This window comes from Mycolicibacterium gilvum (genome assembly GCF_900454025.1).
In the GTDB taxonomy this organism is placed as follows: domain Bacteria; phylum Actinomycetota; class Actinomycetes; order Mycobacteriales; family Mycobacteriaceae; genus Mycobacterium; species Mycobacterium gilvum.
The window spans coordinates 4114823-4141784 of sequence record NZ_UGQM01000001.1 but is presented as its reverse complement, the minus strand read 5'-3'; the positions used below and the strand labels follow the sequence as shown (position 1 = coordinate 4141784).

General features: G+C 67.9%; 25 protein-coding genes and 3 tRNA genes. 16 read left to right on the top strand and 12 right to left on the bottom strand.

Annotation, left to right across the window (positions count from 1 at the left end):
* Positions 1 to 15: 15 nt before the first annotated feature.
* Together DYE23_RS19270 and DYE23_RS19265 are read right to left on the bottom strand one after the other, a co-directional pair.
* Positions 16 to 900 (bottom strand): 3-oxoacyl-ACP synthase III family protein, encoded by an 885-nt coding sequence (locus DYE23_RS19270; RefSeq protein ID WP_115327908.1) that lies wholly within the window; start codon positions 898 to 900, stop codon positions 16 to 18.
* Entirely contained in the window at positions 884 to 1990 is a 1107-nt protein-coding gene (locus DYE23_RS19265) for a 3-oxoacyl-ACP synthase III family protein (protein ID WP_172527813.1), read from the bottom strand. Before DYE23_RS19265 ends, DYE23_RS19270 begins: the two co-directional genes overlap by 17 nt.
* Before the next feature lie 144 nt (positions 1991 to 2134).
* Between DYE23_RS19265 and DYE23_RS19260 the strand changes: the two genes are divergently transcribed.
* On the top strand, positions 2135 to 3559 hold the full coding sequence (locus tag DYE23_RS19260; protein WP_115327907.1) for a WS/DGAT/MGAT family O-acyltransferase: 1425 nt from the start codon (positions 2135 to 2137) through the stop codon (positions 3557 to 3559).
* A 14-nt stretch (positions 3560 to 3573) separates the two neighbouring features.
* On the opposite strand, the gene DYE23_RS19255 is transcribed toward DYE23_RS19260, so the two are convergent.
* A tRNA-Lys gene (locus DYE23_RS19255) sits at positions 3574 to 3649 on the bottom strand.
* A 159-nt stretch (positions 3650 to 3808) separates the two neighbouring features.
* Here DYE23_RS19255 and DYE23_RS19250 point away from each other — a divergent pair.
* Positions 3809 to 5029 (top strand): L,D-transpeptidase, encoded by a 1221-nt coding sequence (locus DYE23_RS19250; protein ID WP_011893422.1) that lies wholly within the window; start codon positions 3809 to 3811, stop codon positions 5027 to 5029.
* A gap of 60 nt (positions 5030 to 5089) precedes the next feature.
* Here DYE23_RS19250 and DYE23_RS19245 read toward each other — a convergent pair.
* Together DYE23_RS19245 and orn are read right to left on the bottom strand one after the other, a co-directional pair.
* Positions 5090 to 5162 (bottom strand) — tRNA-His (locus DYE23_RS19245).
* 31 nt (positions 5163 to 5193) lie between these two features.
* Entirely contained in the window at positions 5194 to 5829 is a 636-nt protein-coding gene (gene orn, locus DYE23_RS19240) for an oligoribonuclease (protein WP_041787807.1), read from the bottom strand.
* An 80-nt stretch (positions 5830 to 5909) separates the two neighbouring features.
* Between orn and DYE23_RS19235 the strand changes: the two genes are divergently transcribed.
* Positions 5910 to 7490 carry a helicase HerA-like domain-containing protein gene (locus tag DYE23_RS19235; protein WP_011893424.1) on the top strand — a complete coding sequence of 527 codons (1581 nt, stop codon included), beginning with the start codon at positions 5910 to 5912 and terminating at the stop codon, positions 7488 to 7490.
* A gap of 75 nt (positions 7491 to 7565) precedes the next feature.
* Here DYE23_RS19235 and cmrA read toward each other — a convergent pair whose 3' ends face one another.
* Entirely contained in the window at positions 7566 to 8372 is an 807-nt protein-coding gene (gene cmrA / locus DYE23_RS19230) for a mycolate reductase (protein WP_115329034.1), read from the bottom strand.
* A 25-nt stretch (positions 8373 to 8397) separates the two neighbouring features.
* On the opposite strand from cmrA, the gene DYE23_RS19225 reads away from it, so the two are divergent.
* A complete protein-coding gene (locus DYE23_RS19225) occupies positions 8398 to 9747 on the top strand; it encodes an MFS transporter (protein WP_115327906.1) in 1350 nt (449 codons plus the stop codon).
* Here DYE23_RS19225 and DYE23_RS19220 read toward each other — a convergent pair.
* A complete protein-coding gene (locus tag DYE23_RS19220; protein WP_115327905.1) occupies positions 9722 to 10495 on the bottom strand; it encodes an MmpS family transport accessory protein in 774 nt (257 codons plus the stop codon). The genes DYE23_RS19225 and DYE23_RS19220 overlap by 26 nt on opposite strands.
* Before the next feature lie 134 nt (positions 10496 to 10629).
* Between DYE23_RS19220 and DYE23_RS19215 the strand changes: the two genes are divergently transcribed.
* The 3 genes from DYE23_RS19215 (at position 10630) to DYE23_RS19205 (ending at position 12940) form a co-directional block, all read left to right on the top strand.
* Entirely contained in the window at positions 10630 to 12456 is a 1827-nt protein-coding gene (locus DYE23_RS19215) for a S9 family peptidase (RefSeq protein ID WP_115329033.1), read from the top strand.
* Between the two features lie 88 nt (positions 12457 to 12544).
* Positions 12545 to 12748, top strand: coding sequence for a hypothetical protein (locus DYE23_RS19210; RefSeq protein WP_011893429.1), 204 nt, complete (start codon positions 12545 to 12547; stop codon positions 12746 to 12748).
* Between the two features lie 36 nt (positions 12749 to 12784).
* Positions 12785 to 12940: a DUF6131 family protein gene (locus tag DYE23_RS19205; RefSeq protein ID WP_011893430.1), complete on the top strand. Its 156-nt coding sequence runs from the start codon at positions 12785 to 12787 to the stop codon at positions 12938 to 12940.
* Positions 12941 to 12947: 7 nt separating this feature from the next.
* On the opposite strand, the gene DYE23_RS19200 is transcribed toward DYE23_RS19205, so the two are convergent.
* Positions 12948 to 13568, bottom strand: a complete 621-nt coding sequence (locus tag DYE23_RS19200; RefSeq protein ID WP_011893431.1) for an SACE_7040 family transcriptional regulator — start codon at positions 13566 to 13568, stop codon at positions 12948 to 12950.
* A 93-nt stretch (positions 13569 to 13661) separates the two neighbouring features.
* Here DYE23_RS19200 and DYE23_RS19195 point away from each other — a divergent pair, with 93 nt between their 5' ends.
* Genes DYE23_RS19195 through DYE23_RS19175 form a run of 5 tightly spaced genes read left to right on the top strand, consistent with a single transcriptional unit; the run spans position 13662 to position 19672 of the window.
* Positions 13662 to 15212: a carboxyl transferase domain-containing protein gene (locus tag DYE23_RS19195; protein ID WP_011893432.1), complete on the top strand. Its 1551-nt coding sequence runs from the start codon at positions 13662 to 13664 to the stop codon at positions 15210 to 15212.
* 2 nt (positions 15213 to 15214) lie between these two features.
* A complete protein-coding gene (locus tag DYE23_RS19190) occupies positions 15215 to 17197 on the top strand; it encodes an acetyl-CoA carboxylase biotin carboxylase subunit (RefSeq protein ID WP_099961533.1) in 1983 nt (660 codons plus the stop codon).
* Positions 17194 to 18354 (top strand): acyl-CoA dehydrogenase family protein, encoded by a 1161-nt coding sequence (locus DYE23_RS19185; RefSeq protein WP_011893434.1) that lies wholly within the window; start codon positions 17194 to 17196, stop codon positions 18352 to 18354. Before DYE23_RS19190 ends, DYE23_RS19185 begins: the two co-directional genes overlap by 4 nt.
* Before the next feature lie 23 nt (positions 18355 to 18377).
* Positions 18378 to 18872 (top strand): MaoC family dehydratase, encoded by a 495-nt coding sequence (locus DYE23_RS19180; protein WP_011893435.1) that lies wholly within the window; start codon positions 18378 to 18380, stop codon positions 18870 to 18872.
* Positions 18869 to 19672 (top strand): HpcH/HpaI aldolase/citrate lyase family protein, encoded by an 804-nt coding sequence (locus DYE23_RS19175; protein WP_013471316.1) that lies wholly within the window; start codon positions 18869 to 18871, stop codon positions 19670 to 19672. The genes DYE23_RS19180 and DYE23_RS19175 overlap by 4 nt, the downstream gene beginning before the upstream one ends.
* A gap of 1 nt (position 19673) precedes the next feature.
* Here the strand turns inward: DYE23_RS19175 and DYE23_RS19170 are convergent, their stop codons facing one another.
* The 3 genes from DYE23_RS19170 to DYE23_RS19160 all read right to left on the bottom strand — a co-directional run bounded on the left by DYE23_RS19170 (position 19674) and on the right by DYE23_RS19160 (position 21698).
* Positions 19674 to 20426, bottom strand: a complete 753-nt coding sequence (locus DYE23_RS19170) for an enoyl-CoA hydratase (RefSeq protein ID WP_011893437.1) — start codon at positions 20424 to 20426, stop codon at positions 19674 to 19676.
* Between the two features lie 5 nt (positions 20427 to 20431).
* Positions 20432 to 21202: an acyl-[acyl-carrier-protein] thioesterase gene (locus tag DYE23_RS19165; RefSeq protein WP_372516288.1), complete on the bottom strand. Its 771-nt coding sequence runs from the start codon at positions 21200 to 21202 to the stop codon at positions 20432 to 20434.
* Between the two features lie 88 nt (positions 21203 to 21290).
* Positions 21291 to 21698, bottom strand: a complete 408-nt coding sequence (locus tag DYE23_RS19160; RefSeq protein ID WP_013471318.1) for a hypothetical protein — start codon at positions 21696 to 21698, stop codon at positions 21291 to 21293.
* A gap of 84 nt (positions 21699 to 21782) precedes the next feature.
* Here DYE23_RS19160 and DYE23_RS19155 point away from each other — a divergent pair, with 84 nt between their 5' ends.
* The 3 genes from DYE23_RS19155 to DYE23_RS19145 all read left to right on the top strand — a co-directional run bounded on the left by DYE23_RS19155 (position 21783) and on the right by DYE23_RS19145 (position 25302).
* Entirely contained in the window at positions 21783 to 22568 is a 786-nt protein-coding gene (locus tag DYE23_RS19155; RefSeq protein WP_115327903.1) for a TetR/AcrR family transcriptional regulator, read from the top strand.
* Positions 22569 to 22626: 58 nt separating this feature from the next.
* Entirely contained in the window at positions 22627 to 23487 is an 861-nt protein-coding gene (locus DYE23_RS19150) for an alpha/beta fold hydrolase (protein ID WP_115327902.1), read from the top strand.
* Positions 23488 to 23595: 108 nt separating this feature from the next.
* Positions 23596 to 25302: a hypothetical protein gene (locus DYE23_RS19145; protein WP_115327901.1), complete on the top strand. Its 1707-nt coding sequence runs from the start codon at positions 23596 to 23598 to the stop codon at positions 25300 to 25302.
* Between the two features lie 11 nt (positions 25303 to 25313).
* On the opposite strand, the gene DYE23_RS19140 is transcribed toward DYE23_RS19145, so the two are convergent.
* Positions 25314 to 25386, bottom strand: a tRNA-Arg gene (locus tag DYE23_RS19140).
* Between the two features lie 97 nt (positions 25387 to 25483).
* On the opposite strand from DYE23_RS19140, the gene DYE23_RS19135 reads away from it, so the two are divergent.
* Positions 25484 to 26938: a wax ester/triacylglycerol synthase family O-acyltransferase gene (locus tag DYE23_RS19135; RefSeq protein ID WP_115327900.1), complete on the top strand. Its 1455-nt coding sequence runs from the start codon at positions 25484 to 25486 to the stop codon at positions 26936 to 26938.
* Positions 26939 to 26962 lie beyond the last annotated feature (24 nt).

Sequence of the window (26962 nt, the reverse complement as noted above, 5' to 3'; positions counted from 1 at the left end):
CGACTCGCTGCCGGATTATGTTGCGGGCAAAGGCTTTCGGTACAGCGCCGCCCCTGCGGTGATTCCAGCCCCGACGGCGACCAGGAGGATGCGCCCACCCGGGGGGATCTCGTCGGACACGCGGTGCAGCGCGGTCGGCAGCGCGGCCGTGTGCGTCCGCTCGTCGTCGGCGACGGTGATGCGCTCCGCAGCAGTCCCCAGCTTCGCTGCCAGTGCTGCCCGGAAGCCTGCCCGAGCGGGGGCCGCGACGATGACGTCGACTGCAGAGAGCGCTACACCGGACGCCTCCAGGCATCGACCCGCCGCCTCCGCTCCCGCGGTGGCGAAGTGTTCGTCCAGCCCGGCCGAGACCTGGAACCGAAGCACGTTGCGTGAATCCTCGAGTCCGACTGTCGCACAGAATGTTTCGCCGCCATCGGTGGTGTTCAACCAGGACACGGGGCCGAGACCGCCGACGTCGTCGGTCCATTTGCACAGCAGAGCCGCCCCGGCGGGAGCGAACGGAAACGACTCGCGGTGTCGGCGACCCGGGTCCGCGTCGCTCGCCACGACCAGCGCGCACGCGATGGTGCGGGAGCGCAGAAAGCCGTCGACGATCTGTAGGGCGGTGAGAACCCCGCACGCTCCGTTGGCCACATCGAACGAGAACGTGCCGTGACCCTCGCTGTGCGGGTTTTCGGGATTCGCCCCGACGTCCTGCTGGATGAGCGCCGCGAGTGCGGGTTCGGCCAGGTTGCGGTCACGGTAGATTCCCGCGTTGATCAACAGATCGACGTCATCGGCGTCTCGTCTGGCCTGCTGCAGGCACGTCCTGGCCGCGGCGACGGCCAGGTGCAGCGCGCTGTGGCGGGAACGCCAGCCGCCCCGGGCGAGGTCGATGCGCTCAATCACGGTGCCCATAGCGGTTCACCAACTCCTCATCGAGGGTGAGCAGCACGACGCCGATCTCCAGACCGGACGCCAACGCGATCAGCGCGATGGTCTCGCCGGCACGGATCCGTCCGGCTTCGAGCTCTTCGACCAGCGCCACGGTGTGGGTCGTCGACGCCGTGTTGCCGTAGCGATCGACGGTGATCACCGCATCGTGTCGGGGACCGCCACCGAAGGACTCGGTGAGCGCGGCCATGCCTTTGCGGATCGCGCGCGCGGATGTCTGATGGGTGATCACGTGATCGATGTCGCCGATCGAAATGCCCGCCGCGTCCAGCACCTCGTGCAGCAGGTAAGGAGTGGCGGCGATCGCCGCCCGCTGGATGCCCCGGGAATCGGTGAACATCCGGGCCCCGGGGTCGTCGCCCTTGGGGTAGGCCAGGCAGAGCCTGCTGTGGTCGGCGATCGTGGTGAATCCCGCCAGGCTGATACCGGCCGCCGAGTCGGCGGGAGCCCGTTCGAACAACAGCGCGGCCCCCGCGTCGCCCAACGTCAGGCACGCCAACTCCTTGCTCATGATGCTGCGGATGTGGCGGGCCGCGTTCTGGCCGAGTTGGGAGATGTACTCCCCGCTGACCACCAGCCCCCTCTGCACGGTGCCCTGCCGGATCCAGTTGTTGAGAACCGTGGCGCCGGTCAGCATCCCGGCGCATGCGTTGGACAGGTCGAAGGTCATGGCGTGCTCGGCGCCTATCGCGCGCGCCACCGCGGCGCTCATCGTCGGTTCCATCCACTGGGTGAGGCCGTCACGGAACTTGGTGATGCTGCAGTTGATCACCACGTCCAACCCCGCGGCGTCCTGCCCGGCTCTGTCGAGGCAGTCCACGGCCGCCGCCGTGGCCAGACTGCAGGAGTCCTCGTCACCGGTGGACACCCGTCGGTCGCGGATGCCGATCAGCCGCTCCAGGTCGATGTGTGTGTTGTGCCGCGTGCTCGCCATCAGGTCACGGGTGCTCAGATGTGTCGGGGGCAGGTGCCGCCCCGCCCCGGCCAACCGGGAGCGATACCGGGCGCGCGGCCCGGCGCCCTCCATCACCAGCCAATGCCTGTCCACTGCCATGCCTCCTCACCCGATGGTGAGCGCAGGACGTCGGCGATCAACAGGGCCTTCCGGCCCTACCAGGCTCTGCTCTGACGGCCCAATCCCGAGGGTGAGGACTTGTGACCCTGCCGCGACGGCCGGACGGAGGCGCAGTGTCATGAGATGCAGCATCTGACCACGCTCGACGCCAGCTTTCTGCAGGCCGAGGACTCCGACCCGCACGTCAGCCTCGCTGTGGGCGCCGTGTCGATCATCGAGGGGCCGCAACCGGATTACCACGAGCTCATCGAGGTCTTCGCCGAGCGCGCGCACAGAATCCCGCGCTGCACACAGATCGTGCGCATGCGGCCCTTCGATCTCGCCGCTCCCGAGTGGGTGGATGACCCGTATTTCGACATCGGCCATCACCTGCATCGCGTGGCGGTACCGGCGCCGGGTGCCGACGCCGAACTGTTCGCGATGATCGCGACCATCATGGAACGTCGACTCGACCGTGACAGACCGCTGTGGGAGTGCTGGATCATCGAGGGGCTCGCCGCCGGACGGTGGGCGACCCTGATCAAGATCCACCACTGCATCGCAGACGGCATCGCGACCGCGCAGATGCTGGCGAAGCTGAGCGACGACGGCGCAGGTGAGACGTTCGCCGCCGATATCCGCGCCGCCCGGGAATCGGGCTCGTCGATCGTGGGCCTGTTGCGGCCGCGACTCAACCCGGTGGCCTGGATGAGCGGTGCGTGGCGGGCGACCCTGACCGTCGGTAGCGCTGCCGAGCACGCCATCGTGGGGGCCGCAGAGCTGACAGCTCGCGTGCTCGCTCCCGGCCAGGAGTCCTCGCTGAACGGGCCCGTCACCGGGATGCGTCGCTTCAGCGCCGCGACGGTGGACCTCGGCGTCATGAAAGACGTGAGCCGGCACTTCGGCGTGACGCTCAACGACGTGGCATTGGCGGCCATCACCAGCGGCTACCGGAACATGTTGCTCGCCCGCGGCGAATCACCCGGACCCCGCACGCTGCGCACGCTGGTGCCGGTGTCGATGCGCTCGGCAAGCGACTTCGACGTCACCGACAACCGGGTGTCGGCGATGCTGCCGGTGGACGAACCCGATCCGGTCAGGCAACTCGACATCGTCCACCGGCGGCTGCTCCGCGCCAAGGGCAGCGGCCAGCGGGAGGGTGGCACCGCCGTCTTCGCCGCAGCCGGCAACATCCCATTCGCACTGTCGGCGTGGACGATCCGCTTTCTCACCCGACTGCCGCAGAAGTCGGTGACCGCGCTGGCGACCAACGTCCCCGGTCCCCGCGGCCGGCAGCGAGTGCTGGGTCGCAAGGTGGTGGAGATCCTGCCCATCCCGCAGATTGCGCTTCACCTGCGGACCGGAATCGCGATGCTCAGCTACGCGCGTCGATTCTCCTTCGGCATCACGGCCGACTACGACACCGCACCCGATGTGGACACGCTCGCCCGCGGGATCGAGAACGGCGTGCAGTGCCTGGCCGATCTCTGCGGTGTGGGACGCGGGCCGGGCTCCGGCGTTCCGGCCCGCCCGAATGCCGAGGCGGCAAACGACAAAAACCCCGCCTGAGCAGGGTTTCTGTGTGGTGCGCCGTCAGGGTTTCGAACCCCGGACCCGCTGATTAAGAGTCAGCTGCTCTACCAACTGAGCTAACGGCGCGCGTGTGAGACAATAACAGGCCCGCGCTCAAAGGAAGAAATCCCGACGTCCGCGCGGTTTTCGGAGCTGACATCGTGGTCACGCTCCCCGGCGAAAACTCACCGTAGACTTGTCGCCAACGGTTCATGGGCGAAATCCCGGATGTGAAGTGGAGTGAGTATGGGGTGGGTTGAATCCGCGGGCCGCGCGCGCTGGAGGACATCCGGTGCGGTGGCTGCTGCGTTGGTCGGTGCGATGGTGTTCGGTCTCACCGGGTGCGGTGGTAGCACGGAAGCGCCGACACCACAGGTTATCTCGGACAAGGGAACCCCGTTCGGGGATCTGCTGGTCCCGAAGCTCAACGCGTCCGTTCAGGACGGGGCGGTCGGCGTCAGCGCAGGGTCACCTGTGACCGTGAGCGCCGAGGACGGCGTGCTCGGCGCAGTGTCGATGGTCAACGAGAACGGCAAGGCCGTCGAGGGGGAATTGACCGAGGACGGGCTGACGTGGGAGACCGCGGAGCCGCTCGGTTACAACAAGCGTTACACGCTGACCGCACAGGCACTGGGCCTCGGCGGGGTGACCAGCCGGCAGATGACCTTCGAGACCCACTCGCCGGAGAATCTGACGATGCCGTACGTGCTCCCGAACGACGGTGAGGTCGTCGGTGTGGGCCAGCCGGTGGCCATCCGGTTCGACGAGAACATCCCCAATCGCCTCGCCGCGCAGCGCGCGATCACGGTGAAGACCACCCCGGAGGTCGAGGGAGCCTTCTACTGGCTCAACAACCGCGAAGTCCGTTGGCGCCCAGCCAAGTACTGGAAGCCCGGGACCACCGTCGAGGTCGAGGTCAACACGTACGGCGTCGACCTCGGAGACGGGCTGTTCGGTCAGGACAACGTGTCGACGAGCTTCACGATCGGCGACCAGATGGTCACCACCGTCGACGACAGCACCAAGACGCTGACGGTGCGCCGCAACGGTGAGGTCGTCAAGACCATGCCGGTGTCGATGGGCAAGAACAGCACGCCCACCAACAACGGTGTCTACATCGTCGGCGACCGCCGGTCGCACATGGTCATGGACTCGTCGACCTACGGCGTTCCGGTCAACTCGGCCAACGGCTATCGCACCGAGGTGGACTGGGCGACGCAGATCTCCTATAGCGGCATCTACGTCCATGCCGCTCCATGGTCGGTGGGCAGCCAGGGGGAGAGCAACGTCAGCCACGGCTGCATCAACGTGAGCACCAGCAACGGCAAGTGGTTCTACGACAACTCCAAGCGGGGTGACATCGTCGAGATCGTCAACACCGTCGGCTCGCCGCTGCCGGGCACCGATGGGCTCGGGGACTGGAACATCCCGTGGGAGCAGTGGAAGGCCGGCAACGCCAACCTGTAACCGGACGTCCGCAGAGACAGAAAACGCCGCCTACCGGAGTAGGCGGCGTTTTCCGTTCGGGGTGGCTGACGGGACTCGAACCCGCGACAGCCAGGATCACAACCTGGTGCTCTACCAACTGAACTACAGCCACCATCGCCGCTCGTGAAAGCGGCTTGGCAATACTAGCCGCTCGAGTCCCCCGGAGCCGAATCGGTGGGCCCGTTCGGGCCGAGTTCGGCGGCTACGGCCGCGATGTCGCTGGTCGACGGACCGGGAGGCGCGACGAAGGCGGTCTGCCGGTAGTAGCGCAGTTCCCGGATCGATTCGTGGATGTCGGCCAGCGCACGGTGCGCGAGGCCCTTCTCCGGCTGGCCGAAGTAGATCCGCGGATACCAGCGTCTGCAGAGTTCCTTGATCGAGCTGACGTCGATCATCCGGTAGTGCAGGTAATCGTCGAGTTTGGGCATGTCGCGGGCGAGGAAGCCGCGGTCGGTGGCGATCGAGTTGCCGGCCAGCGGGGCGGTCTTGGCCTGCCGGACGTGCTCGCGGATGTAGGTCATGACCATGTCCTCCGCGGTGGCCACGTCGACGGTCGACGCGCGGACCTCCTCGATCAGCCCGGATTTGGTGTGCATCTGGGTGACGACGTCGATCATCGAGTCCAGCGCCGAGTCCTCGGCGTGGATCACCACGTCGAGGCCGTCGCCCAGGATGTTGAGCTCCGAATCGGTCACCAGCACCGCAATCTCGATCAGCAGGTCGGTCTTGAGGTCCAGCCCCGTCATCTCGCAGTCGATCCACACCAGTTCGTCTCGCACAGCGCTCAACAGTAAGCCCCGCGCCGCGAACCGGCTTCCGGGACCCGCCTGATAGACAGCTCGCCAGTAGGGTTCGAGGCATGACCACCGACCCGTCCGGAACGCCGGCGCAGCAGATCGCCGCTGGTTACGCCGTCGAGGGCGCCGCGCTGGAACTCGGCGCCGTCGTCGTCGACGGCGTCTGTGATCCCGCTGCCCGGGTGCGCATTCCGCTGTCCACGCTCAACCGGCACGGCCTGGTCGCCGGCGCGACGGGTACCGGGAAGACGAAGTCGCTGCAGGTGGTGGCCGAACAGTTGTCGGCAGCCGGCGTGCCCGTGGTGATGGCCGACGTCAAGGGTGACCTGTCGGGGCTGTCGCGGCCCGGAGAACCCCATGACAAGGTCGCTCAGCGCGCAGCCGACACCGGCGACGAGTGGGCCCCCACGGCCTACCCGGTGGAATTCCTGTCGCTCGGTTCGGCGGGTCTGGGCGTGCCGGTGCGTGCGACGATCACCAGCTTCGGGCCCGTGCTGCTGTCGAAGGTGTTGGGACTCAACCAGACTCAGGAGTCCACCCTGGGGCTGATCTTCCACTGGGCCGATCAGCAGGGGCTGGCGTTGCTGGATCTGAAGGACCTGCGGTCGGTCATCCAGTACCTGACCAGCGATGAGGGCAAGCCGCAGCTGAAGGCGTTGGGCGCGGTGTCCTCGACGACCGCGGGGGTGATCCTGCGCGCCCTGGTCAATCTGGAGGCCGAGGGCGCGGACACGTTCTTCGGTGAGCCCGAACTCGAACCCGAGGATCTGATGCGGGTCGACGCCTCCGGCCGAGGGATCATCACGCTGCTGGAACTGGGTCCGCAGGCCGCGCGTCCGGTGCTGTTCTCGACATTCCTGATGTGGGTGCTCGCCGATCTGTTCACGACGCTGCCCGAGGTCGGGGACCTCGATCGGCCCAAATTGGTGTTCGTCTTCGACGAGGCACACCTGTTGTTCGCCGACGCGTCGAAGGCTTTCCTCGACCAGGTCGAGCAGACCGTGAAACTGATCCGATCCAAGGGTGTCGGCGTGCTCTTCTGCACCCAGCTGCCCACCGACATCCCCAAAGAGGTGCTCGGTCAGCTCGGCGCCCGGATCCAGCACGCGCTGCGGGCCTTCACCCCCGACGATCAGAAGGCGCTGACCAAGACCGTCCGCACCTACCCGAAGACGACGGTGTACGACCTGGAGTCGGCGCTGATGTCCCTCGGGACCGGCGAGGCGATCGTCACGGTCCTCTCGGAGAGGGGCGCGCCGACGCCGGTGGCCTGGACGCGGATGCGGGCACCGCGGTCGTTGATGGACACCATCGGTCCCGACGCGATCACCGCGGCGGCCCACGCCAGCCCACTGCAGGCCGAGTACGGCCGGGCGGTCGACCGGGAGTCGGCGTACGAGCGGTTGGCCGCCCGATTGGCTCCGCCACCGCCGGTCGTCGCCGAGCAGCCACCGGTGTACGTGCCGCCACCCGGGGATCTGCCGCCGATGCCGCCGATGCCGGCGCCGGCGGAGCCGGGGTTGCTCGACCAGATGATGGCGAACCCCGCGTTCAAGAGCGCGATGCGCTCGGCGGGCACCGTGATCGGCCGCGAGATCACCCGCAGCATCTTCGGCACCGGCCGCCGCAGACGCCGCCGCTGACCCGCCGAGATTGCGTGTAGGCAGACGGACACTCGAACTTCCGCTGCCGGAATGCAGTTTCGGCGGAAGGCGGGGTCAGTCGCCGCCGAGCTTCTTGTAGACCGCGCCGACGATCGGCGCGACGATCGCCCGCGGCGCATAGCCGCTGGCCGCCGACATCGCCTTGGACGTGACCCCGGGCACGACGCGCATCTTGTTGCGGTCCAACCCATCCAGTGACACCTTCGCGGTGTACTCGGTGTCGATCCACAGGAAGTCGGGGATCAGCCTCTCGACCAGAGACTGCTCGTCGGGGTCGGGCAGTTCGGTGCGCACCGGCCCGGGCGCCAGCACGGTGACGTGCACCCCGGCGGATTTCACCTCGCCGCGCAGCGATTCGCCGAACGTGTTGGCGAAGGCTTTCGTGGCCGCGTAGGTGGCGTTGTTGGGGATCGGGGAGTTACCGGCGGCCGACCCTGAGATGAGGATGCCGCCTGCGCGGCGTGCCACCATGCCCGGCAGAACGGCCAGCACGAGGTCGTGGACGCCGAGAACGTTGAGCTGCACCTGCTTGCGCTCGTCGGCCGGATCGAGGGAGGCGACGGCACCGAATGTCGCGGTGCCGGCGTTCGCGCACAGGATCGAGATGGTGCGGGTGGCGAGCTCTTCGCAGAACACGTCGCGCGCCGCGGGATCGGCGAGGTCGACGGCCCGCGCCTCGACGGTGACGCCGAACTCCGACCGCAGTCGGTCGGCGAGCGCGTTGAGGACCTCTTCGCGGCGCGCGGTGATGATCAGGTGGTGGCCGCGGCGGGCGAGTTCGACGGCCAGCGCCTCGCCGATGTTCTGCGATGCACCGGTGACGACGGCGCGAGCGTCCGCGCCGGGAGCGGGTACGGGCATGGGCCGGACTATATCGTGGGCGTCCATGAGCCAGGTGCCGTCCACGACCGGTCCGCCCACCGACGCGGCGCCCCGCGCGCGTGTGTGGGCTTGGGCGATGTGGGATTTCGGGGCGACGGCGGTCAACGCGATCGTCATCACCTTCGTCTTCACCGTGTACCTGACAGCTGTGGTCGGAGACGATCTCCCCGGCGACACCACGCCGGCCAGCTGGCTCGGTCGTGCGCTGGCGGCCGCGGGGATCGTCGTGGCGCTGCTGGCTCCGGTGACCGGTGTGTGGGTCGACGCGCCGGCCCGGCGCAGGCGCGCCCTGACCGTCCTGACCGGGATGGTGGTGCTGCTGACCGCGTCGCTGAGCCTGATCCGCGACGACCATCACTACCTGTTGCCCGCTCTGGTGCTGCTGGCGTGCACCGCCGCGTGCAGTGAGCTCGCCACGGTGCCCTACAACGCGATGCTGCGCGAGCTGTCCACCCCGCGGACCTCCGGGAGGATCTCTGGATTCGGTTTGGCGCTCGGCTATTTCGGCAGTGTGCTGGCCCTGCTGGTGGTGTATCTGGGCTTCATCTCGGGGGACGGTGACACCCGCGGACTGCTCGCCCTGCCCGCCGCCGACGGACAGAACGTCCGCGCGGCGATGCTGCTCGTCGCTGCGTGGTTCGCCCTGTTCGCGTTGCCGCTGTTGATCTCGGCGCCCAGGCACACCGGGCCGGAGACCACGCCCGCGGTGGGTTTCCTCGGCGCCTACCGGCGGCTCTGGCAGGAGATCGGCAGAGAGTGGCGCCGCGACCGCAATTTCGTCTATTACCTCGGCGCGAGCGCGGTGTTCCGGGACGGCCTGACGGGGGTGTTCACCTTCGGGGCGGTGCTGGGGGTGAATGTCTACGGTGTCTCGCAGGCGGACGTGTTGTTGTTCGGGGTGGCCGCCTGCGTGGTGGCCGCGCTCGGGTCGGTGGCCGGCGGACGTGTGGACGACCGGGTGGGCTCCAAACCGGTGATCGTGGCGTCGCTCGTCGCGCTGATCGCGGTGGGACTGACGTTGATGGTGCTGTCGGGTCCGATGGCGTTTTGGGCGTGCGGACTACTGCTGTGCCTGTTCATCGGTCCCACGCTGTCCTCGGCGCGCACGCTGATGATGCGGATGTCGGCCCACGGCAAGGAAGGTGTCACCTTCGGGCTCTACACGACAGCGGGTCGCGCCGCGACTTTCCTGGCGCCGTGGTTGTTCTCGGTGTTCATCGACGTCTTCGACAGCTACCGCGCGGGTATGGGCGGACTGGTCTTCGTGCTCGCGCTGGGTCTGCTGCTGTTCCTGCCGGTGCGTGTCCCGCGCCGGCACGGTGCGGCTGTCAGCGCGTCGGCGCGCAGATCGTGAGCCCGGCCCCGGTGCGCGATTCCCGCTGCGTGCCGTTGACGGTGATCGAGCAGGTCACCTCGCGACCGACGTTGATGATCGTGATGCTGGCCGAGCTCTCGCCCGGCCGCGGCAGCGCGACCTCCTTGGTCCACGGCAGCATCACGTTGAACTCCGTCTGCAGCAGCCCGCCGGTGTCGACGTAGGTGAGGTTGATGGCGCGGCCGAGGCCCTCGACGGTGTAGATGACGGAGTCGGTGGCTCCCGGCGTCGTCGGATCGGGCGTCGTGGACGGCAGCGTGGGCAGCGGCAGCAGCGGCGTCGTCGGTCGGGTGGTGGTCCTCGGTGCGCGGGACGTCGTGGTCGGTGAGCGTGGCGAGGATGTGGTCATCGACGGCTCCGGAGCCGCCGGCAGCGGCGCCACCACCGTCTCCTGACGCGAGCTGTTGACGATCACCAGCGCGATGACCAGTCCGATGACCATGACCACCGCGACGCCGGCCACGATCCACAACCACCGCGGGGACTTGGGATCCTGCGGGGGCTCCGGGCCGGGGCCGTGCGGCGGGTACTGGGGTGGATACTGTCCCGTCGCGTTGGGGTCCGCGGTGGGGTTGTAGCCATACGGCGGGTAGGCCGGGAGGCGTTCGGTGGGCTGGTAGGGCGGACCGTAAGGGGTCTGGCTGGCGTAGGCAGGATCGGAGTATCCGGAATTTCCGGAGTCGCGCTCACCCCACTCGTTGCGTCCGTGACCGGGTGAATCTTTCATGCCCACCTCATGGCTGCAGGGTACCTGTGCGAGCGCTCAGTGCGTCTGCCACCGGCCCACCGGTCATCACGGGCGCCGACCGTGCACAATCGGGAACCGTGGCAGAACAGGTCCGTCGAATCTACGGCGCGTCGATGTCTCCTGACGCCACCGCGTTCGCCCACCTCGTCGACGACGGCGGGTATCCCCGGGCGGTCCAGCGGTTCCTGCGCGGGTGGCGGGCGAGCTCGTCGCGTGACGTCGAGTTGCCGGTCGAAGGTCCGGTCACCCGCGTGTTGCATTCGGCCGACGGCCACTGGCTGGCCTGCCAGGTCGCCCCCGAGGGCGGTACCCGCAGCCAGATCTGGGTTGTGACAACCGATCCCGACGACCGTGCGGCTCGACGGATCGACCACTGGCCCTCGGGCGTGGACGGGACCGCCGAGCTGATCGGCTGGGACGGCACGTGGGTCGCGGCGATTCTGACCGGGGAGGACGGGGTCGGCAGCTCGTGTCTGATCGATCCCTCGGGTGGCACCACCACGGTGCTGGACCGCCGCTCCGGGGGCAGGCTGGTCGACTCGTGGGCGGGTGCCTCCCTGGTGCGGGTCGGTCCCCGCGGCTACCGCGACCTGATCATGTTGCGCGGTCTGACCGAGACCGGGCTGCTGCCGTATGACCCGGGCTCCACCACCGACACCGGTGTGATCCTCGACGACCACCACCCCCGGCGGTTGCGCACCGGTCCCGACGGTGAACTCAGCGAGCTGTACCACCCGGCGAAGATCTACGGCGTCAACAGCACCGAGGGTTACGTGCGGGCGCTGATCCGCAGCGAGAACGGCGCCGAGCACGCCCGGCTCCTGGAGGTGACCGTCTCCGCCGAGGGCGTCACCTATCAGGTGGTGGCCGAACGGCCCGGCTGCGAACTCGACGAATTCACGGTCAGCGACGATCTGTCCACCGTCGCGATACTGTGGAACATCCACGGCGCCAGCGAATTACAGATCCTTGAGTATGCCGACGGCACGCTGTACGACCCGATCCCGTTGCCCGGCATGGTGGCCGGCGAGCTGAGCATCAGCGCGGGCGGGTCGATGCTGGCGCTGACGGTCGAAGGCCCGTCGAAACCGCCGACGGTCGAACTGGTGGACCCGCGGACCCGGGAGTGGGAGCTGGTCGACCGCGAGCCCAGCAGTGGTCCCGTCTCGGCGGACCCGACGTTGGAGACCGTGACCGCCCGCGACGGGCTCAGCTTCACCGGCTGGTTGTTCCGCCCGCGCGAGGGCGTCGAGACGATCGGCGCGATGCTGTTCCTGCACGGCGGCCCCGAAGGCCAGGGTCGGCCCGGCTACAACGAGTTCTTCCCCGCGCTGCTCGACGAGGGCATCTGCGTCTTCCTGCCCAACGTGCGCGGGTCCGGCGGCTTCGGCCGGTCCTTCATGCACGCCGATGATCGCGAGCGGCGGTTCGCCGCGATCGACGACGTCGCCGACTGCGTCCGGTTCCTGGTCGACAACGGTCACGCCCCCGACGGCAAGGTGGCCTGCTGCGGGTGGTCCTACGGCGGCTATCTGACGCAGGCGGCGCTGGCATTCCATCCCGACGAGTTCGCGGCGGGCATCAGTATCTGCGGCATGAGCGATCTCAATTCCTGGTACCGCAGCACCGAGCAATGGATCGCCGCGGCGGCCTATCCCAAATACGGTCATCCGGTCAGCGATCAGTCGTTGCTCGAGCAGCTCTCGCCGCTGCCGCGCGCCGACGCGATCAGCGCGCCGCTGCTTCTGGTCCACGGACTCAACGACACCAACGTGCCGCCCGGCGAGTCCGAGCAGATGTGGGAGGCGTTGACGGCGCTGGGCCGTGAGGTCGAGCTACTGACCTTCGAGGACGACGGTCATGAGATCGACAAGCGGGAGAACCGTGCCGTGTTGCGCAAGACGATGTGCGAGTGGCTCACCGCTGCTTTCGCCGAGTGACCTGACAGCACCGAGGTTTATCTGAATTTTCAGCGGGGTAAAACTCTGCTGCACGCCACTACGGGCGCGTATACCAAGGAGGCACGGCATGCGAGGAATTCTCGGGGTCATAGTGCTCGTCTGGTTGTTGATCGGCGTCTTCGCCGCGTATCAACGCGATTACTTCAGCGGCGGCGAAACCAACTGCGCCACAGCGGGAAGCATCGCGCTGACGGTGGTCGCGGGTCCGCTGAATTATGCGGGTGTGAATCCCAAGGTCACGGATTGCAACGTCCCGCAACCGAGTCAGTAAACAGCTGACCGGCAATTCTGGAGAAATGGACTGGACATGATCGTCTTCGGAGCGATTCTGCTCATTCTGGGACTCGTCTTCAACATGTCGATACTGTTTTACATCGGCATCGTGCTGCTCGTGATCGGCGCCGTGTTCTGGGTCCTCGGATCCGTCGGCCGCCCGGTCGGCGGGCGTCGAGCCTGGTATTAGCCGGCACTCAACCGCGTCGTCGTTCGGCCGAGGTCAGCGCCGCGACCGTCATCTCCCGCAGGACGGTCCGCGAGCCGGCCTCGGCCGTTTTCGTCGTTCCCGGCTTCATGCTGTGCGCCGTCGAGTTGAGCAGACCGAACGTGCCGTGGGCCATCAGCCGCGCGTCTGCTTCGGACAGTCCGGGGGTGCACCGACGTAGGACGTCGACCCAGATCTCGACGTACTGCCGCTGCTTGCGCCGGACCTGGCGCTTCGCGGCGGGCGGCAGGTTGCCCAGGTCCCGATCCTGGATACGGATCAGGTCGGACTCGTCGAGCGCGAAGTCGAGGTGGAAGTCGATCAGGTTCTCCAACGTCGAGGCCGCGTCGTCGTCGGCGCCGACCACGTCGGTGGCGCCGGCCAGCAGCCGGGTACTGATGCCGACCAGGAGTTCCACCAGCAGCGCCTCTTTGTTGGGGAAGTGCCGGTAGACGGCTGGGCCGCTGATGCCGGCAGCGGAGCCGATGTCCTCGAGCCGGACCGCGAGGTAGCCGTGTTCGGCGAACAACCGCTCGGCCGCGGCGACCAGTTGGTCCCGGCGGTCGGATTTGGCCCTGCTGCGGGGCGAGCTGATCTCCGTCGGGGCCATGACATGAACCTCCGGCCGGTAGTGGACATCGTCAGTTAATGCTGATTAACATACCACTCGGTTAGTCACCATTAACTAAAGGTGGGTTCAGCGATGGCAGCGCGGGCATCTCATCGCGACGATCACGTCGCGTTGGTCGACCAGTTGCGTACCAAGCTCGCCGCGGCGGCGCTCGGGGGTTCCCAGCGGGCCCGTGAGCGGCACGTCAGCCGCGGCAAGCTTCTTCCCCGTGACCGCGTCGACGGACTGCTCGATCCGGGCAGCCCGTTCCTGGAGCTGGCAGCTCTGGCCGCCGACGGCATGTACGACGACGAATGCCCGGGTGCGGGCATGATCGCGGGTATCGGCCGCGTCTCGGGGCGCGAGTGCATGATCGTCGCCAACGACGCGACGGTGAAGGGCGGCACGTACTACCCGGTGACCGTCAAGAAACATCTGCGCGCCCAGGAGATCGCCCTGCAGAACCTGCTGCCGTGCATCTACCTCGTGGACTCCGGCGGTGCGTTCCTCCCTCGGCAGGACGAGGTCTTCCCGGACCGGGAGCATTTCGGTCGCATCTTCTACAACCAGGCCACCATGAGCGCCAAGGGGATTGCGCAGATCGCCGCTGTCCTCGGTTCCTGCACCGCCGGCGGCGCGTACGTCCCGGCGATGAGCGACGAGGCCGTGATCGTGCGCAACCAGGGCACCATCTTCCTCGGCGGTCCGCCGCTGGTGAAGGCCGCCACCGGCGAGGTCGTCACCGCGGAGGACCTCGGCGGCGGCGATCTGCACTCCAAGGTCTCCGGCGTCACCGACCATCTCGCCCACGACGACCGCGACGCGCTGCGCATCGTGCGCCGCATCGTCGGCACGCTGGCACCCAAGGCCGCGCCACCGTGGGACGTCGCCCCGCCCGTCGACGCGGTGGCCGATCAGACCGAGCTCTACGACGTGGTGCCCGTCGACTCCCGGGTGCCCTACGACGTGCACGAGGTGATCACCCGCATCGTCGACGGCGGTGATTTCGCCGAGTTCAAGGCCGCATACGGCACCACGCTGGTGACCGGGTTCGCCCGCATCCACGGGCATCCCGTCGGCATCGTCGCCAACAATGGGGTGCTGTTCGGCGAATCCGCGGTCAAGGGCGCGCATTTCATCGAGTTGTGCGACAAGCGCAACACTCCGCTGCTGTTCCTGCAGAACATCTCCGGCTTCATGGTCGGTCGCGATTACGAGGCCGGCGGCATCGCCAAGCACGGTGCCAAGATGGTCACCGCGGTGGCGTGCGCGCGGGTGCCGAAGCTGACCGTGGTGATCGGCGGTTCCTACGGCGCGGGCAACTACTCGATGTGCGGACGCGCGTATTCGCCACGCTTTCTGTGGATGTGGCCGAATGCGCGGATCTCGGTGATGGGCGGCGAGCAGGCCGCGTCGGTGCTGGCCACCGTGCGCGGTGACATGACACCCGAGGAGGAAGAGGCCTTCAAGGCGCCCATCCGTGCGCAGTACGAGAGCCAGGGCAACCCGTACTACTCCACCGCACGGCTGTGGGACGACGGTGTGATCGACCCCGCCGACACCAGAGACGTTGTCGGACTCGCACTTTCGGTGACAGGCCAGGCTCCGCTGGAGCCGGTGTCCTACGGCGTCTTCAGGATGTGAACATGTTCGATACGGTTCTGGTGGCCAACCGCGGCGAGATCGCGGTCCGGGTCATCCGCACGCTGCGGGCGATGGGTATCCGCTCGGTCGCGGTGTTCAGCGACGCCGACGCCGGCGCCCGTCACGTCCGCGAGGCCGACGTCGCGATCAACATCGGGCCCGCCCCGGCTCGGCAGAGCTATCTGTCGATCGACGCATTGCTGGCCGCGATCACACGCACCGGTGCCCAAGCTGTGCACCCGGGCTACGGATTCCTCTCGGAGAACTCGCAATTCGCCGATGCGCTGCGGTCGGCCGGTGTGGTGTTCATCGGCCCTCCGGTCGCCGCGATCCAGACCATGGGCGACAAGATCTCGGCGAAGGCCGCGGTGTCCGAGTTCGGTGTCCCGGTGGTTCCGGGTATCTCGCGGCCCGGGCTGACCGACGACGACCTGATCGCGGGGGCGCCCGATGTGGGGTTCCCGGTGCTGGTGAAGCCGTCGGCGGGCGGTGGCGGCAAGGGCATGCGCGTCGTCCACGACGCCGCCGATCTTGCTGCGGCCCTTGCCAGTGCGCGGCGCGAGGCGGCGTCGGCATTCGGCGACGACACGCTGTTCTTGGAGCGGTTCGTCCTGAATCCGCGCCACATCGAGGTGCAGGTCCTCGCCGATTCCCACGGCAACGTCGTGCATCTCGGCGAGCGTGAGTGCAGCCTGCAGCGCCGCCACCAGAAGGTGATCGAGGAAGCACCGTCACCGCTGCTGGATCCCGCCACCCGGGCCCGGATCGGCGCTGCGGCGTGCGACACCGCCCGCAGCGTCGACTACACCGGCGCCGGCACCGTCGAGTTCATCGTCTCCGCCGACCGGCCCGACGAGTTCTTCTTCATGGAGATGAACACGCGACTGCAGGTGGAACATCCGGTCACCGAGATGGTCACCGGCCTGGATCTGGTCGAACTGCAGGTGAGGATCGCGGCAGGGGAGACGCTGCCGATCGCGCAGGACGACATCCACCTCGACGGCCATGCGATCGAGGCGCGGGTGTACGCCGAGGATCCCGCCCGCGGCTTCCTGCCCACCGGCGGTCACGTTCTCGGGCTTCGTGAGCCGGCCGGGCCGGGCGTGCGCGTCGACTCCGGATTGGTGCGCGGCACCGTGGTCGGCAGTGACTACGACCCGATGCTCGCCAAGGTGATCACCCACGCACAGGACAGGCCGGCCGCGCTGCGCGCGCTGGACGCCGCGCTGGCCGACACCGCGGTGCTGGGTCTGACCACCAACGTGGAGTTCCTGCGCTTTCTGCTCGCCGACCCCGACGTGGCCGCCGGCGACCTCGACACCGGCCTGCTCGACCGGCGCCTGCCCGACTTCGCGCCCGCCCCGCCGACCGACGACGACCTCATCGCGGGCGCGGCCTACCGCTGGTTGCGATCATGGCCCACCGCGCCGGCAGACCCGTGGGACGTACCGTCGGGATGGCGCATCGCCGGTCGCGCGCCGACGTCCATCCGCCTGCACGCCGGTGAACGCACCGATCATGTGTGGCTGACGGGAGCCCCCGGGGACGCGACGGCGACGGTCGAGGGCGGTGAAACGCGCACGCTGCGAGCGTCGTTGGACGGTGACCTGCTCGCCGTCACGATCGACGGGCTGCGCACCGAATACCTCGTGGCCGAGGCGCCGGGTCAGGTCTGGCTGGCGGGTGCGGGCCGGGTGACCATGGTCGAGGAGGTCCGTGAGGCGCCGGTGCGTCCCGACGACGAACACAGCGGCGACGCCGAACTGACCAGCCCGATGCCGGGAACCGTCGTCGCGGTCGGCGTCGAGGACGGCGCGGCGGTGACGGCGGGCACTGTCGTGGTCACCGTCGAGGCGATGAAGATGGAACACGCGTTGTCCGCGCCGGTCGACGGCGTTGTCGAGTTGCTGGTCGACGCGGGCGAACAGGTGAAAGTGGGCCAGGTGCTGGCCCGGATAACGGCAAGCGAGGAGCCGAAGGCATGAGTGATTTCCTGTCCACCGGGACACTTCCGGACCACTACGCGCAACTGGCCAAGACCGTGCGCGACTTCGCCCAGAGCGTCGTCGCGCCGGTGGCGGCCAAACACGACGAGGAGCACTCGTTCCCGTACGAGGTCGTGTCGGGCATGGCCGACATGGGACTGTTCGGGCTGCCGTTCCCCGAGGAGTACGGCGGCATGGGCGGTGACTACTTCGCGTTGTGCCTGGCGCTCGAAGAACTCGGGAAGGTCGACCAGAGTGTCGCGATCACCCTCGAGGCAGGCGTGTCGCTGGGTGCGATGCCGGTGTACCGATTCGGCAACGAGTCCCAGAAGCAGGAGTGGCTGCCGCTGCTGGCGAGCGGAAAGGCGCTGGGCGCGTTCGGTTTGACCGAAGCCGGCGGGGGAAGTGACGCGGGCGCGACGAAGACCACGGCGAAATCGGACGGGGCGAGCTGGGTCATCAATGGCACCAAGCAGTTCATCACCAACTCGGGTACCGACATCACCAAGCTCGTCACCGTCACCGCGGTCACCGGTGAGAACAACGGTAAGAAGGAGATCTCGTCGATCCTGGTGCCGGTGCCCACCGAGGGTTTCACCGCCGAACCCGCGTACAACAAGGTCGGCTGGAACGCCTCCGACACCCACCCGTTGAGCTTCGACGACGTCCGCGTGCCGCAGGAGAACCTGCTCGGTGAACGCGGCCGTGGTTACGCCAATTTCCTTCGGATCCTCGATGAAGGCCGGATCGCGATCGCGGCGCTGTCGGTCGGCGCCGCACAGGGTTGCGTCGACGAAAGCGTCAAGTACGCCAAGGAGCGTCAGGCCTTCGGCGCGGCGATCGGGACCTACCAGGCCATCGCCTTCAAGATCGCCCGGATGGAGGCCAGGGCCCACACCGCGCGTGCCGCCTATTACGACGCCGCCGCGCTGATGCTGTCCGGGAAGCCGTTCAAGAAGGCCGCCTCGGTGGCCAAGATGGTCGCCAGCGAAGCCGCGATGGACAACGCCCGTGACGCCACCCAGATCTTCGGTGGCTACGGCTTCATGAACGAGTACTCGGTGGCGCGACACTACCGGGACTCGAAGATCCTCGAGATCGGCGAGGGCACAACCGAAGTGCAGCTGATGCTGATCGGGCGGGAGCTGGGACTGTGAGCGGAGCGAACGATCGGACCGAAGTGAGCGGGTACACGAAGATCGTCGTCCAGCGCGGGTTGTGGTTCGAGGAGTTCGAAACCGGCGTGCTCTACCAGCACCGGCCCGGCCGCACCATCACCGAGGCCGACAACGTCCTGTTCACGACGTTGACGATGAACACCCAGGCGCTGCACCTGGACGCCGCGTTCTCGGATGCGTTGCCGCCGTTCAACCAGCGGTTGGTCAATTCGATGTTCACGCTGTCCACGCTGGTCGGTCTGTCGGTCGCGCAGCTGACCCAGGGCACGATCGTCGGCAATCTCGGCTTCGGCGAGGTGGCCTTTCCGAAGCCGCTGTTCCACGGCGACACGCTGTACGCCGAGACCGAGGTCACCGACAAGCGGGAGTCCAAGAGCCGGCCGGGGGAGGGGATCGTCACCTTCAGCCACGTCGGGCGCAATCAGCACGGCGATATCGTGGCGACCGCATCGCGCAAGACGATGGTGCGCAAGCGACCCGAAGGAGAGGCGCAGTGACACTGGCACCCGGGACGGCATGGTTGTTCTGCCCCGCGGACCGACCGGAACGGTTCGAAAAGGCCGCGGCCGCAGCCGATATCGTGATCGTCGATCTCGAAGACGGCGTCGCGGCCAAGGACCGCGCTGCGGCCCGGGAAGCGCTGGTGAACACCCCGCTGGATCCGGCGCGCACCGTGGTGCGAGTCAACCCGACCGGCACCGCTGATCACGGACCCGACCTGGAGGCCGTCGCGCGCACCGCATACACCACGGTGATGCTCGCCAAGACCGAAGCGCCCGAACAGGTCCGCGCGTTGGCGCCGTTGGACGTGATCGTGCTGATCGAGACGCCGCTGGGCGCGCTGAACGTGGTCGACCTGGCGCGGGTGGACAACGCGTACGCGCTGATGTGGGGTGCCGAGGACCTGTTCGCCGAACTCGGCGGGACGGCCAACCGCTACCCCGACGGCTCCTACCGCGAGGTCGCCCGCCACGTCCGCTCCCAGACACTGCTGGCCGCCAAGGCATACGGACGGGTCGCGCTGGACTCGGTGTTCCTCGACATCAAGAATCTCGACGGGCTGCGGGGTGAGGTCGACGACGCGGTCGCGGTCGGCTTCGACGGCAAGGTCGCGATCCACCCGACGCAGTTGCCGGTGATCCGGGACGGCTACACACCGACCGAGGCGCAGGCCGACTGGGCCCGCCGGGTGCTGGCCGCGGCGCAGGCCGAGCGCGGGGTTTTCCAGTACGAAGGCCAGATGGTCGACATGCCGGTGCTGCGGCGTGCCGAGCGGATCGTCGCGCTGGCGCCCTAGGTCACCTGCGCTTGGCGGCGGCCAGCCGGGCCGCGAACTCGGGTGACTCGATCGAGGTGGCCTGGGGCACGATCTCGATGTCGACCGCGAGGCGGTGTTGCTCGAGGTCGTCGGTGCCCGGATGGGCGGTGGCACGCATCGACGCCTTGGTGGCCACCACGACGTCACGGGGTGCGCCGGCGGGGCCGGCGGCCAGTTCGCGTGCCCGTGCGACCGGATCGTCGGCCACCTCGAGGGCGAGTCCGTGGCGTACGGCGGCGTCGGCGTCGAATCGCATCCCGAACAGCAGGGCGGCGCGGGCGGCCTGCGGGCCGGTGATCCGCTGCAGCATCCAGGTCGCGCCGCCGCCGGGATGGATGCCCAACTTCTGGAAGCGCGGATCGAACATCGCGTGCGGTCCGGCGATGCGCACGTCGGCCGCCAGCGCCAAGTTCAGGCCGGCGCCGACGGCAGCACCGTTGACCGCCGCGATCGTCGGCAGGCTGCACTGTGCGACGGCGAGGAACCCGTCGTAGATCACCCGCAGCCCGTCTTCGGTCGCCGCGCCGAGCGCGGTGAGATCGGCTCCTGCGCAGAAAGCCTTTCCCGCCCCCGTGACGATCACCGCGTGCACGTCGGGGTCGGCCTCGGCCGCGCTCACCGCCGCCCGCAGCGCCGCCGAGATCTCCGCGGTCACGGCGTTGCGCCGGTCGGGATCGTTGATCGTGATGAGTGCGACGCGGTCGGTGACCTGCATCAGTACCAGTTCGGACACGGGGCTCAGCCTAGCGAGAGGGTGCGCAGCAGGGCCGCGGCCCGCACCTCGCCGTCCACGGTCAGCGCGATGTCGACATGCGGTGCGTCGCCGTCGCGGCGCCAGGTGATGACGACGTCCTCGCCGAACTTGATCGGCTTGCGGTACTCGATGACCGCCCGGTAGGGCGGCGCGCAGACATCGGGAACGCGGGCGATCACCTCGTGGATCGCGTGCCAGTAGGCGGTGTTGGTGACGTGCTCGAAAAGGTCGATGTCGGTGCGGCGCAGCGCGAACGGCATCGACTCGGTGGCGTCGGCCGGATTCTTCAGCCACGGACGCCATTTCAGGCGATGCTCGGTGGTCGTGGTGGAGAACCGCTCGATGAGGGAGTCGGTGGCCCGTTGCGGCGTCAGGGTTTTCGCATTCATCGCGATCCAGAACCCCTCCGTCTCGATGCGCCCGCCGTCGCTGCCGACGAGGTCGACGCGCATCGTGCACCAGCGGGTCGACAGACCCGAGCACCAGCGGCTGAACGCGACCTCGTTGGGGAACTCGATCGGTTCGATCACGTCGATCACCGTGCGCTGCACCAGCCAGTGCGGATGTGCCTCGGCCTCACCGGCGTCGACGAGGTTCTCGGCGCCGACCTCCTGGATATAGCGGGCGACGCCGTCGAGGCGCAGGTTCAGATCGCTGCCGATGTCACCGGTCGCGACCCGCCACGCGGTGCGGTAGACGTACCCGGAATCGGGTCGCACGGCCAGGCGTCGCTGGACCGGATCGTCGTCGTCGATGGCCATCCCGGCCAGACTACGGCGGGACTTCGGTGTCGTTGGTCAACACTGCGTTGACCAACGACACCCGAATCGCCGAGGGACGGGCTCAGAACTCGCCCCAGCCGCCCTGGACCATGGTCTGGAAGCGCCATTCCCCGCCGGTCTTGACCAGCAGGTCGCCGTAGCGGACCCGGTGGCTCTGCCCGGCCGCCGTGATGGTCGCATCGGTGATCACGAAGACCAGGTTCTCGTTGACGAAGTGTGGCGTGCGCACCGAGTCCATCGAGACGTCGCCTGGCTGGCCGAGTTGTTCGGTCATCTGTGCGACGAACTTCTCCCGGTCGCACGACGCGGCGTATCCGTCGGTGACCTCGTTCAGCGGGAACATCGCCTGGTCTGCCATTGCGTCGACGTCCTTGGCGACCGCGAGCGCGTCGTAGTGCTCGAACCAGGCCAAGACCGCCGCGACGTCGCTGCTCGACGGCTCGAACCCGTCGTGGGTGGGTGGGGTCACTGCGCATCTCCTTTATCTACGTACTGCGTACACCGTACAGTGTACGCGATTATGACGAGCCTTCCACCAGCTACGATCGGTCGGATGGACAATCCTGGTTCGGGATCCGCGCGCAGCAGCGCGGGCGATCCGGTGCGCACTCTCGAACTGTTGTGGCGCGTTCCGGCAGAGGCCCGCTCCGGTCGGGGTCCCAAGCAGCGCACCTCCGTCGACGCCGTCGTGGCCGCCGCGGTCGGCATCGCCGACACCCAGGGTTTGTCGGCAGTCACGATCCGCGCGGTCGCGGGCGTCCTGGGCCTCGCGCCGATGGCGATCTACACCTATGTGCCCGGCAAAGCCGAGCTGCTCGACCTGATGCTCGACAACGTCTACGGGCAGATGTCCCGCGGCGACCTGTCCGGGCTCCCGTGGCGGCACCGGGTCACGGCGATCGCCGACGAGAACCGCGCGCTGCTCGACGAGCACCCGTGGGTGACCCAGCTCGCCACCACGCGTCCGCCCCTGGGGCCGGGCACAGCCGCCAAATACGACCACGAACTGCGCGCCTTCGATGGGCTTGGCCTCAGCGATCTGGATATGGACTCGGCGCTGACCTACGTTCTCGGGTTCGTGACCTCGGTGGCGCGTATCGCCGGCGATGCCCGCGAGGCGCGACGCGACAGCGGCGTCAGCGACCAGGCGTGGTGGGATCGCGCCGGGCCGCTGCTGGCCGAGGTCTTCGACGACGAAAAGTTCCCGCTCGCAGCGCGTATCGGGGCGGCAGCCGGCCAGGCGTTCGGCTCTGCCTACGACGCGGACCACGCCTACCGCTTCGGCCTGGCGCGAGTGCTCGACGGACTGGAACCCGTGATCAACCGCACAGCCAGGTAGTGATCGTTCACAGGGTGGGTACAGAAACGGACGTCAGGCCGAAAGGAAAACGACGTCCATGACCATGATCACCGCCTACCGAGGACCACTGCGCAGCACCGATCTGCACGTCGACGACTCCGGCGGGGACGCTCGGCCCGTCGTTCTGATCCACGGTTGGCCGTTGCACAGCGATTCCTGGGCTCACCAGGTCGACGCGCTGCGAGATGCCGGATACCGGGTGATCACCTACGACCGACGCGGATTCGGTCGCAGCGACAAGCCGTTGATCGGTTACACCTACGAGAGCCTGTCCGATGACCTGTCCGCGGTTCTCGAAGAACTGGACCTCACCGACGTGACCCTGGTGGGGTTCTCGATGGGCGGGGGCGAAGTGGCCGCGTACTGCGCGCGCAAGGGCGTCGAACGGATCCGCAGCGTCGTGTTCGCCTCGTCGGTCACGCCGTTCATGTCGGCGCGCAAGGACAACCCCGAAGGGCCGCTGGGCAAGCTCGAAGCGGCCAGGATGGCGGCGTCGCTCACCACCGACCAGGACGCGTTCTTCGAGCAGTTCATGACCGATGTGTTCTCGGCCGATGGTGAGCTGCAGGTGACCGAGCAGGAGCGTCAGGAGGCGCTTTCGATGTGCGGTGACGCAGACAAGCCCGCAACGCTGGCATGCATGGCCGCGTTCGGCGGCACCGATTTCCGCGAGGACCTGCCGAAGGTCACCGTTCCCAGCCTGGTCATCCACGGTGACAGCGACGCCACCGTGCCGTTCGAAGGGTCGGGCAAGCGGACCTACGAACTGCTCCCGGACGGACGGCTGCACGTCATCGCCGGTGGTCCGCACGGCATCCCGATGAGTCACGCCGACGAATTCAACGCGGTGCTTCTGGAATTTCTCGAGCAGGATTTCGCCGACGGTCGCGGGCGCTGACGCCCGCAAGAGAATTTCGCGGGAAACCGCGGCTGCTTTGCTGCAGCTGAGTTAATTTGTCCCTGACACGGGTCGGCACCGCTGCCGAACGGGACGTCGGGGGTCAGAGTGGACAGAGCGTCGTTCAACCTGCGCAGCGCGGCAGTCGAATTGGCACCCGGTAGGGCACCGCAACGACGACACCACCGCGATGTCTCCACTTTGCTGACGGCGTGGGCGCTGACCCTCGGTCTCGCCATCGCGTTGCTGAGCGGCGCATCCGTAGCCGCTGCCGATACCGGCGCCGCGGGTGCGGATCAGTCGGCCGGCGCCAGTACGTCCGACACGCGCACCTCCGGTAAGCCGTCCGAGAAGTCGTCGTCGAGGCCGACGTCTGTCGGCGGGGACGCCGACGCGTCCGATCCCGGGTCGGAGGACAACGAATCCAGCGTGCCCGTTGACGACGCGGCACCGGAGGAGCAGGCCGGCGAGACCGACGGAGCGACCGAACCGATCACGGTCGTCGAGGACAGGTCCAGCACACCCGCCGAGGCTCCCGAAGCCCCCGAGGTCGTCGAGGAACCCGACGCTCCGACCCCATCGGTCGAAACAGGCGAAGCGACGCCGCGCGCAGGGCCGGCCGCGACCGATCGGGAGTCGGCGGCCACCGCCACGGCGTCCGAACCCACCGAATCGTGGTGGGACACGCTCGTCCGCGACGTCAGGTACACCTTCTTCAACAAGGCGCCGACCTTGTCGCCCACCGACAACATCGAGGTGGCCCCCGGCGTCTTCACCGGAAAACTCAACGGCCAGAGCAACAACGGGCTCACGCTGAACTATCTCATCAAGCAGGCGCCGACCATGGGCACGCTGACCATCGACCCGGAGGCCGGCACCTACACGTACACGTTCGATCCTTCGGAGTTCGACAAGGACACCAGGGATTCGTTCGTGATCGTCGCCGACAACGGTGCCGAGGCCCGCCGGCCGGGGCTGTTCGGAGTGATCCAGCTCGTGATGCACAACATCGCGATCGGCCTCGGCCTGTCCCAGCGCGACACCGTCGACTCGGTGTTCAGCGTCACCGCGCGAATGGTGGATGCCGACTCCGGCGACTCCGACGACTCCGACGACTCCGAGAACGAGGAGCTCAAGGTCAGCATCCGCGGAACCGGCTTCTACGGCAATCTCTCCAACAAGAAGTACTGGGCCGAGCAGAACCACGCCGACAACTGCCTGCTGATGTCGATCCTGATGATCGAGGGACAGTTCACGGGGCAGATACCGACCCGCGCGCTCGAAGAGGCGATCGTCGAGCAGGCCAAACGTACCCCGAGCGTCGTCGATCCATCGAAGATGATGTACCTCGGCGAAGGTAGCGAAGACGGTGTCCTGCCCGCAGATGCCGCGGCCCTGCTGAAGCTGCGGGGCAATGCCGCCGATCTGCGGTACTTCCCCAGCGACGACGAGGACGCCACCTATTACGACGGTCTGGACGCCCTCGATGTCGTGAGCAAGCTGCTCTTCGAGGGACACGGCGTCATCACCGGCGTGAACAACCAAACCATCTGGGACGCTACCGAAAAAGAGGGCAGCCCCGGAGCCGATCGCGTCAATGCCAATCACGGCGTGGTGGTGATCGCGGTGGACACCCACAACGGCAGGGTCTACATCAACGATCCGGGGGTGTCGGGCGGCAGGGGACTGGCAGTGCCACTCGGCGCGTTCATGTGGGCGTGGGCGCCCGACGCCTTCGAGACGATCACCGCCGACGGGGCCGCACCGCAGAGCTACCGTCCCACTGTGGCCGGCGACCTGGTGACGGTCGCCTGACCACGAAAAAGCGCCCCCGGCAGGGATCGAACCTGCGACCGACCGCTTAGAAGGCGGTTGCTCTATCCACTGAGCTACGGAGGCAACGGCTAGGAGTGTATCGCCCGAGGTGTCGGAGCCGGGCCGGTGACGGCGCGTAAAGCCACTCCCTGTCCCGCAACCGCCGACTAGCGTGTGGTGGATGAGCAGCTCGTCGGGTCTGGACGCCGCCGGACTCCCGGAGGAACTCAGTCCACTGGATCAGATCCTGCATCGCGGCGAGGCCAACCCCCGCACCCGCTCGGGCATCATGACCATCGAACTGCTCGACACCACGCCCGACTGGGACACGTTTCGCACCCGCTTCGAACATGCGTCGCGCAAGGTGCTCCGGCTGCGCCAGAAGGTCGTCACGCCGACGCTGCCCACCGCCGCACCCCGCTGGGTCGTCGATCCGGATTTCAACCTCGATTTCCATTTGCGCCGGGTCCGCGTTCCCGAGCCGGGGACGCTGCGTCAGGTGATGGATTTCGCCGAGATCGCCGCGCAGTCACCGCTCGACATCTCCCGGCCGCTGTGGACCGCGACCCTGATCGAGGGTGTGCAGGACGGCCGGGCAGCACTGATGGTGCATCTCAGCCATGCCGTCACCGACGGGGTCGGCGGCGTCGAGATGTTCGCCAATTTGTACGACTTCGAGCGGGAGCCGCCGCCGCAACCCGTGCCGCCGATGCCGGTGCCGACCGACCTGTCGCCCAACGACCTGATGCGCAGTGGGCTCAACCGCCTGCCCGGCACGATCGTCGGCGGGGTGGTCGGGGCGGTCGCCGGTGCCGCGCAGGCCGTGGGCCACGTCGTTCGCGACCCGGTCGAGCGGCTCGGCAGCGTCTTCGATTACGCGAGGTCCGGTGTGCGCGTGGTCGGTCCGGTCGCCGACCCGTCGCCGATCCTGCGGCGGCGAAGCCTGTCGTCGCGCAGCGAGGCCATCGACATCGAATTCAGTGACCTGCACCGCGCGTCGAAGGCCGCCGAAGGCTCGATCAACGACGCCTACCTGGCCGGGCTCTGCGGTGCGCTGCGGCTCTACCACGAGTCCATGGGGGTGCCCGTCGACACGCTGCCGATGGCCGTCCCGGTCAATCTCAGGTCGGATGCCGACCCTGCGGGGGGCAACCGCTTCGTGGGGGTCAACCTCGCCGCACCCGTCGGACTGTCGGACCCCGCGATGCGTATCAAGGAGATTCGCGCGCAGATGAGGAGCAAGCGCGACGAGCGGGCCCTCGACGTGGTCGGTGCGATCGCCCCGCTCGTCAGCCTGCTTCCCGACAGCGTGCTGGAGACGATGGCGGGATCGATCGTCAACTCCGATGTGCAGGCCAGCAATGTGCCCGTCTACGCCGGCGATACCTTCATCGCCGGTGCGAAGGTGTTGCGCCAGTACGGTCTCGGGCCCCTGCCCGGTGTCGCGATGATGGTCGTCCTGATCTCGCGCTCGGGGTATTGCACCATCAGTACCCGCTACGACCGGGCCTCGATCACCGATCCCGGTCTTCTCGCGCAATGCCTGTTGGACGGCTTCGACGAAGTCCTCGCTCTCGGCGGGGACGGTCGCGCGGTGCCGGCGACGTTCAGCCGGGTCGGAGCACAGGAAAAATGAGCAGTATCGAACGGAACGGGAGTG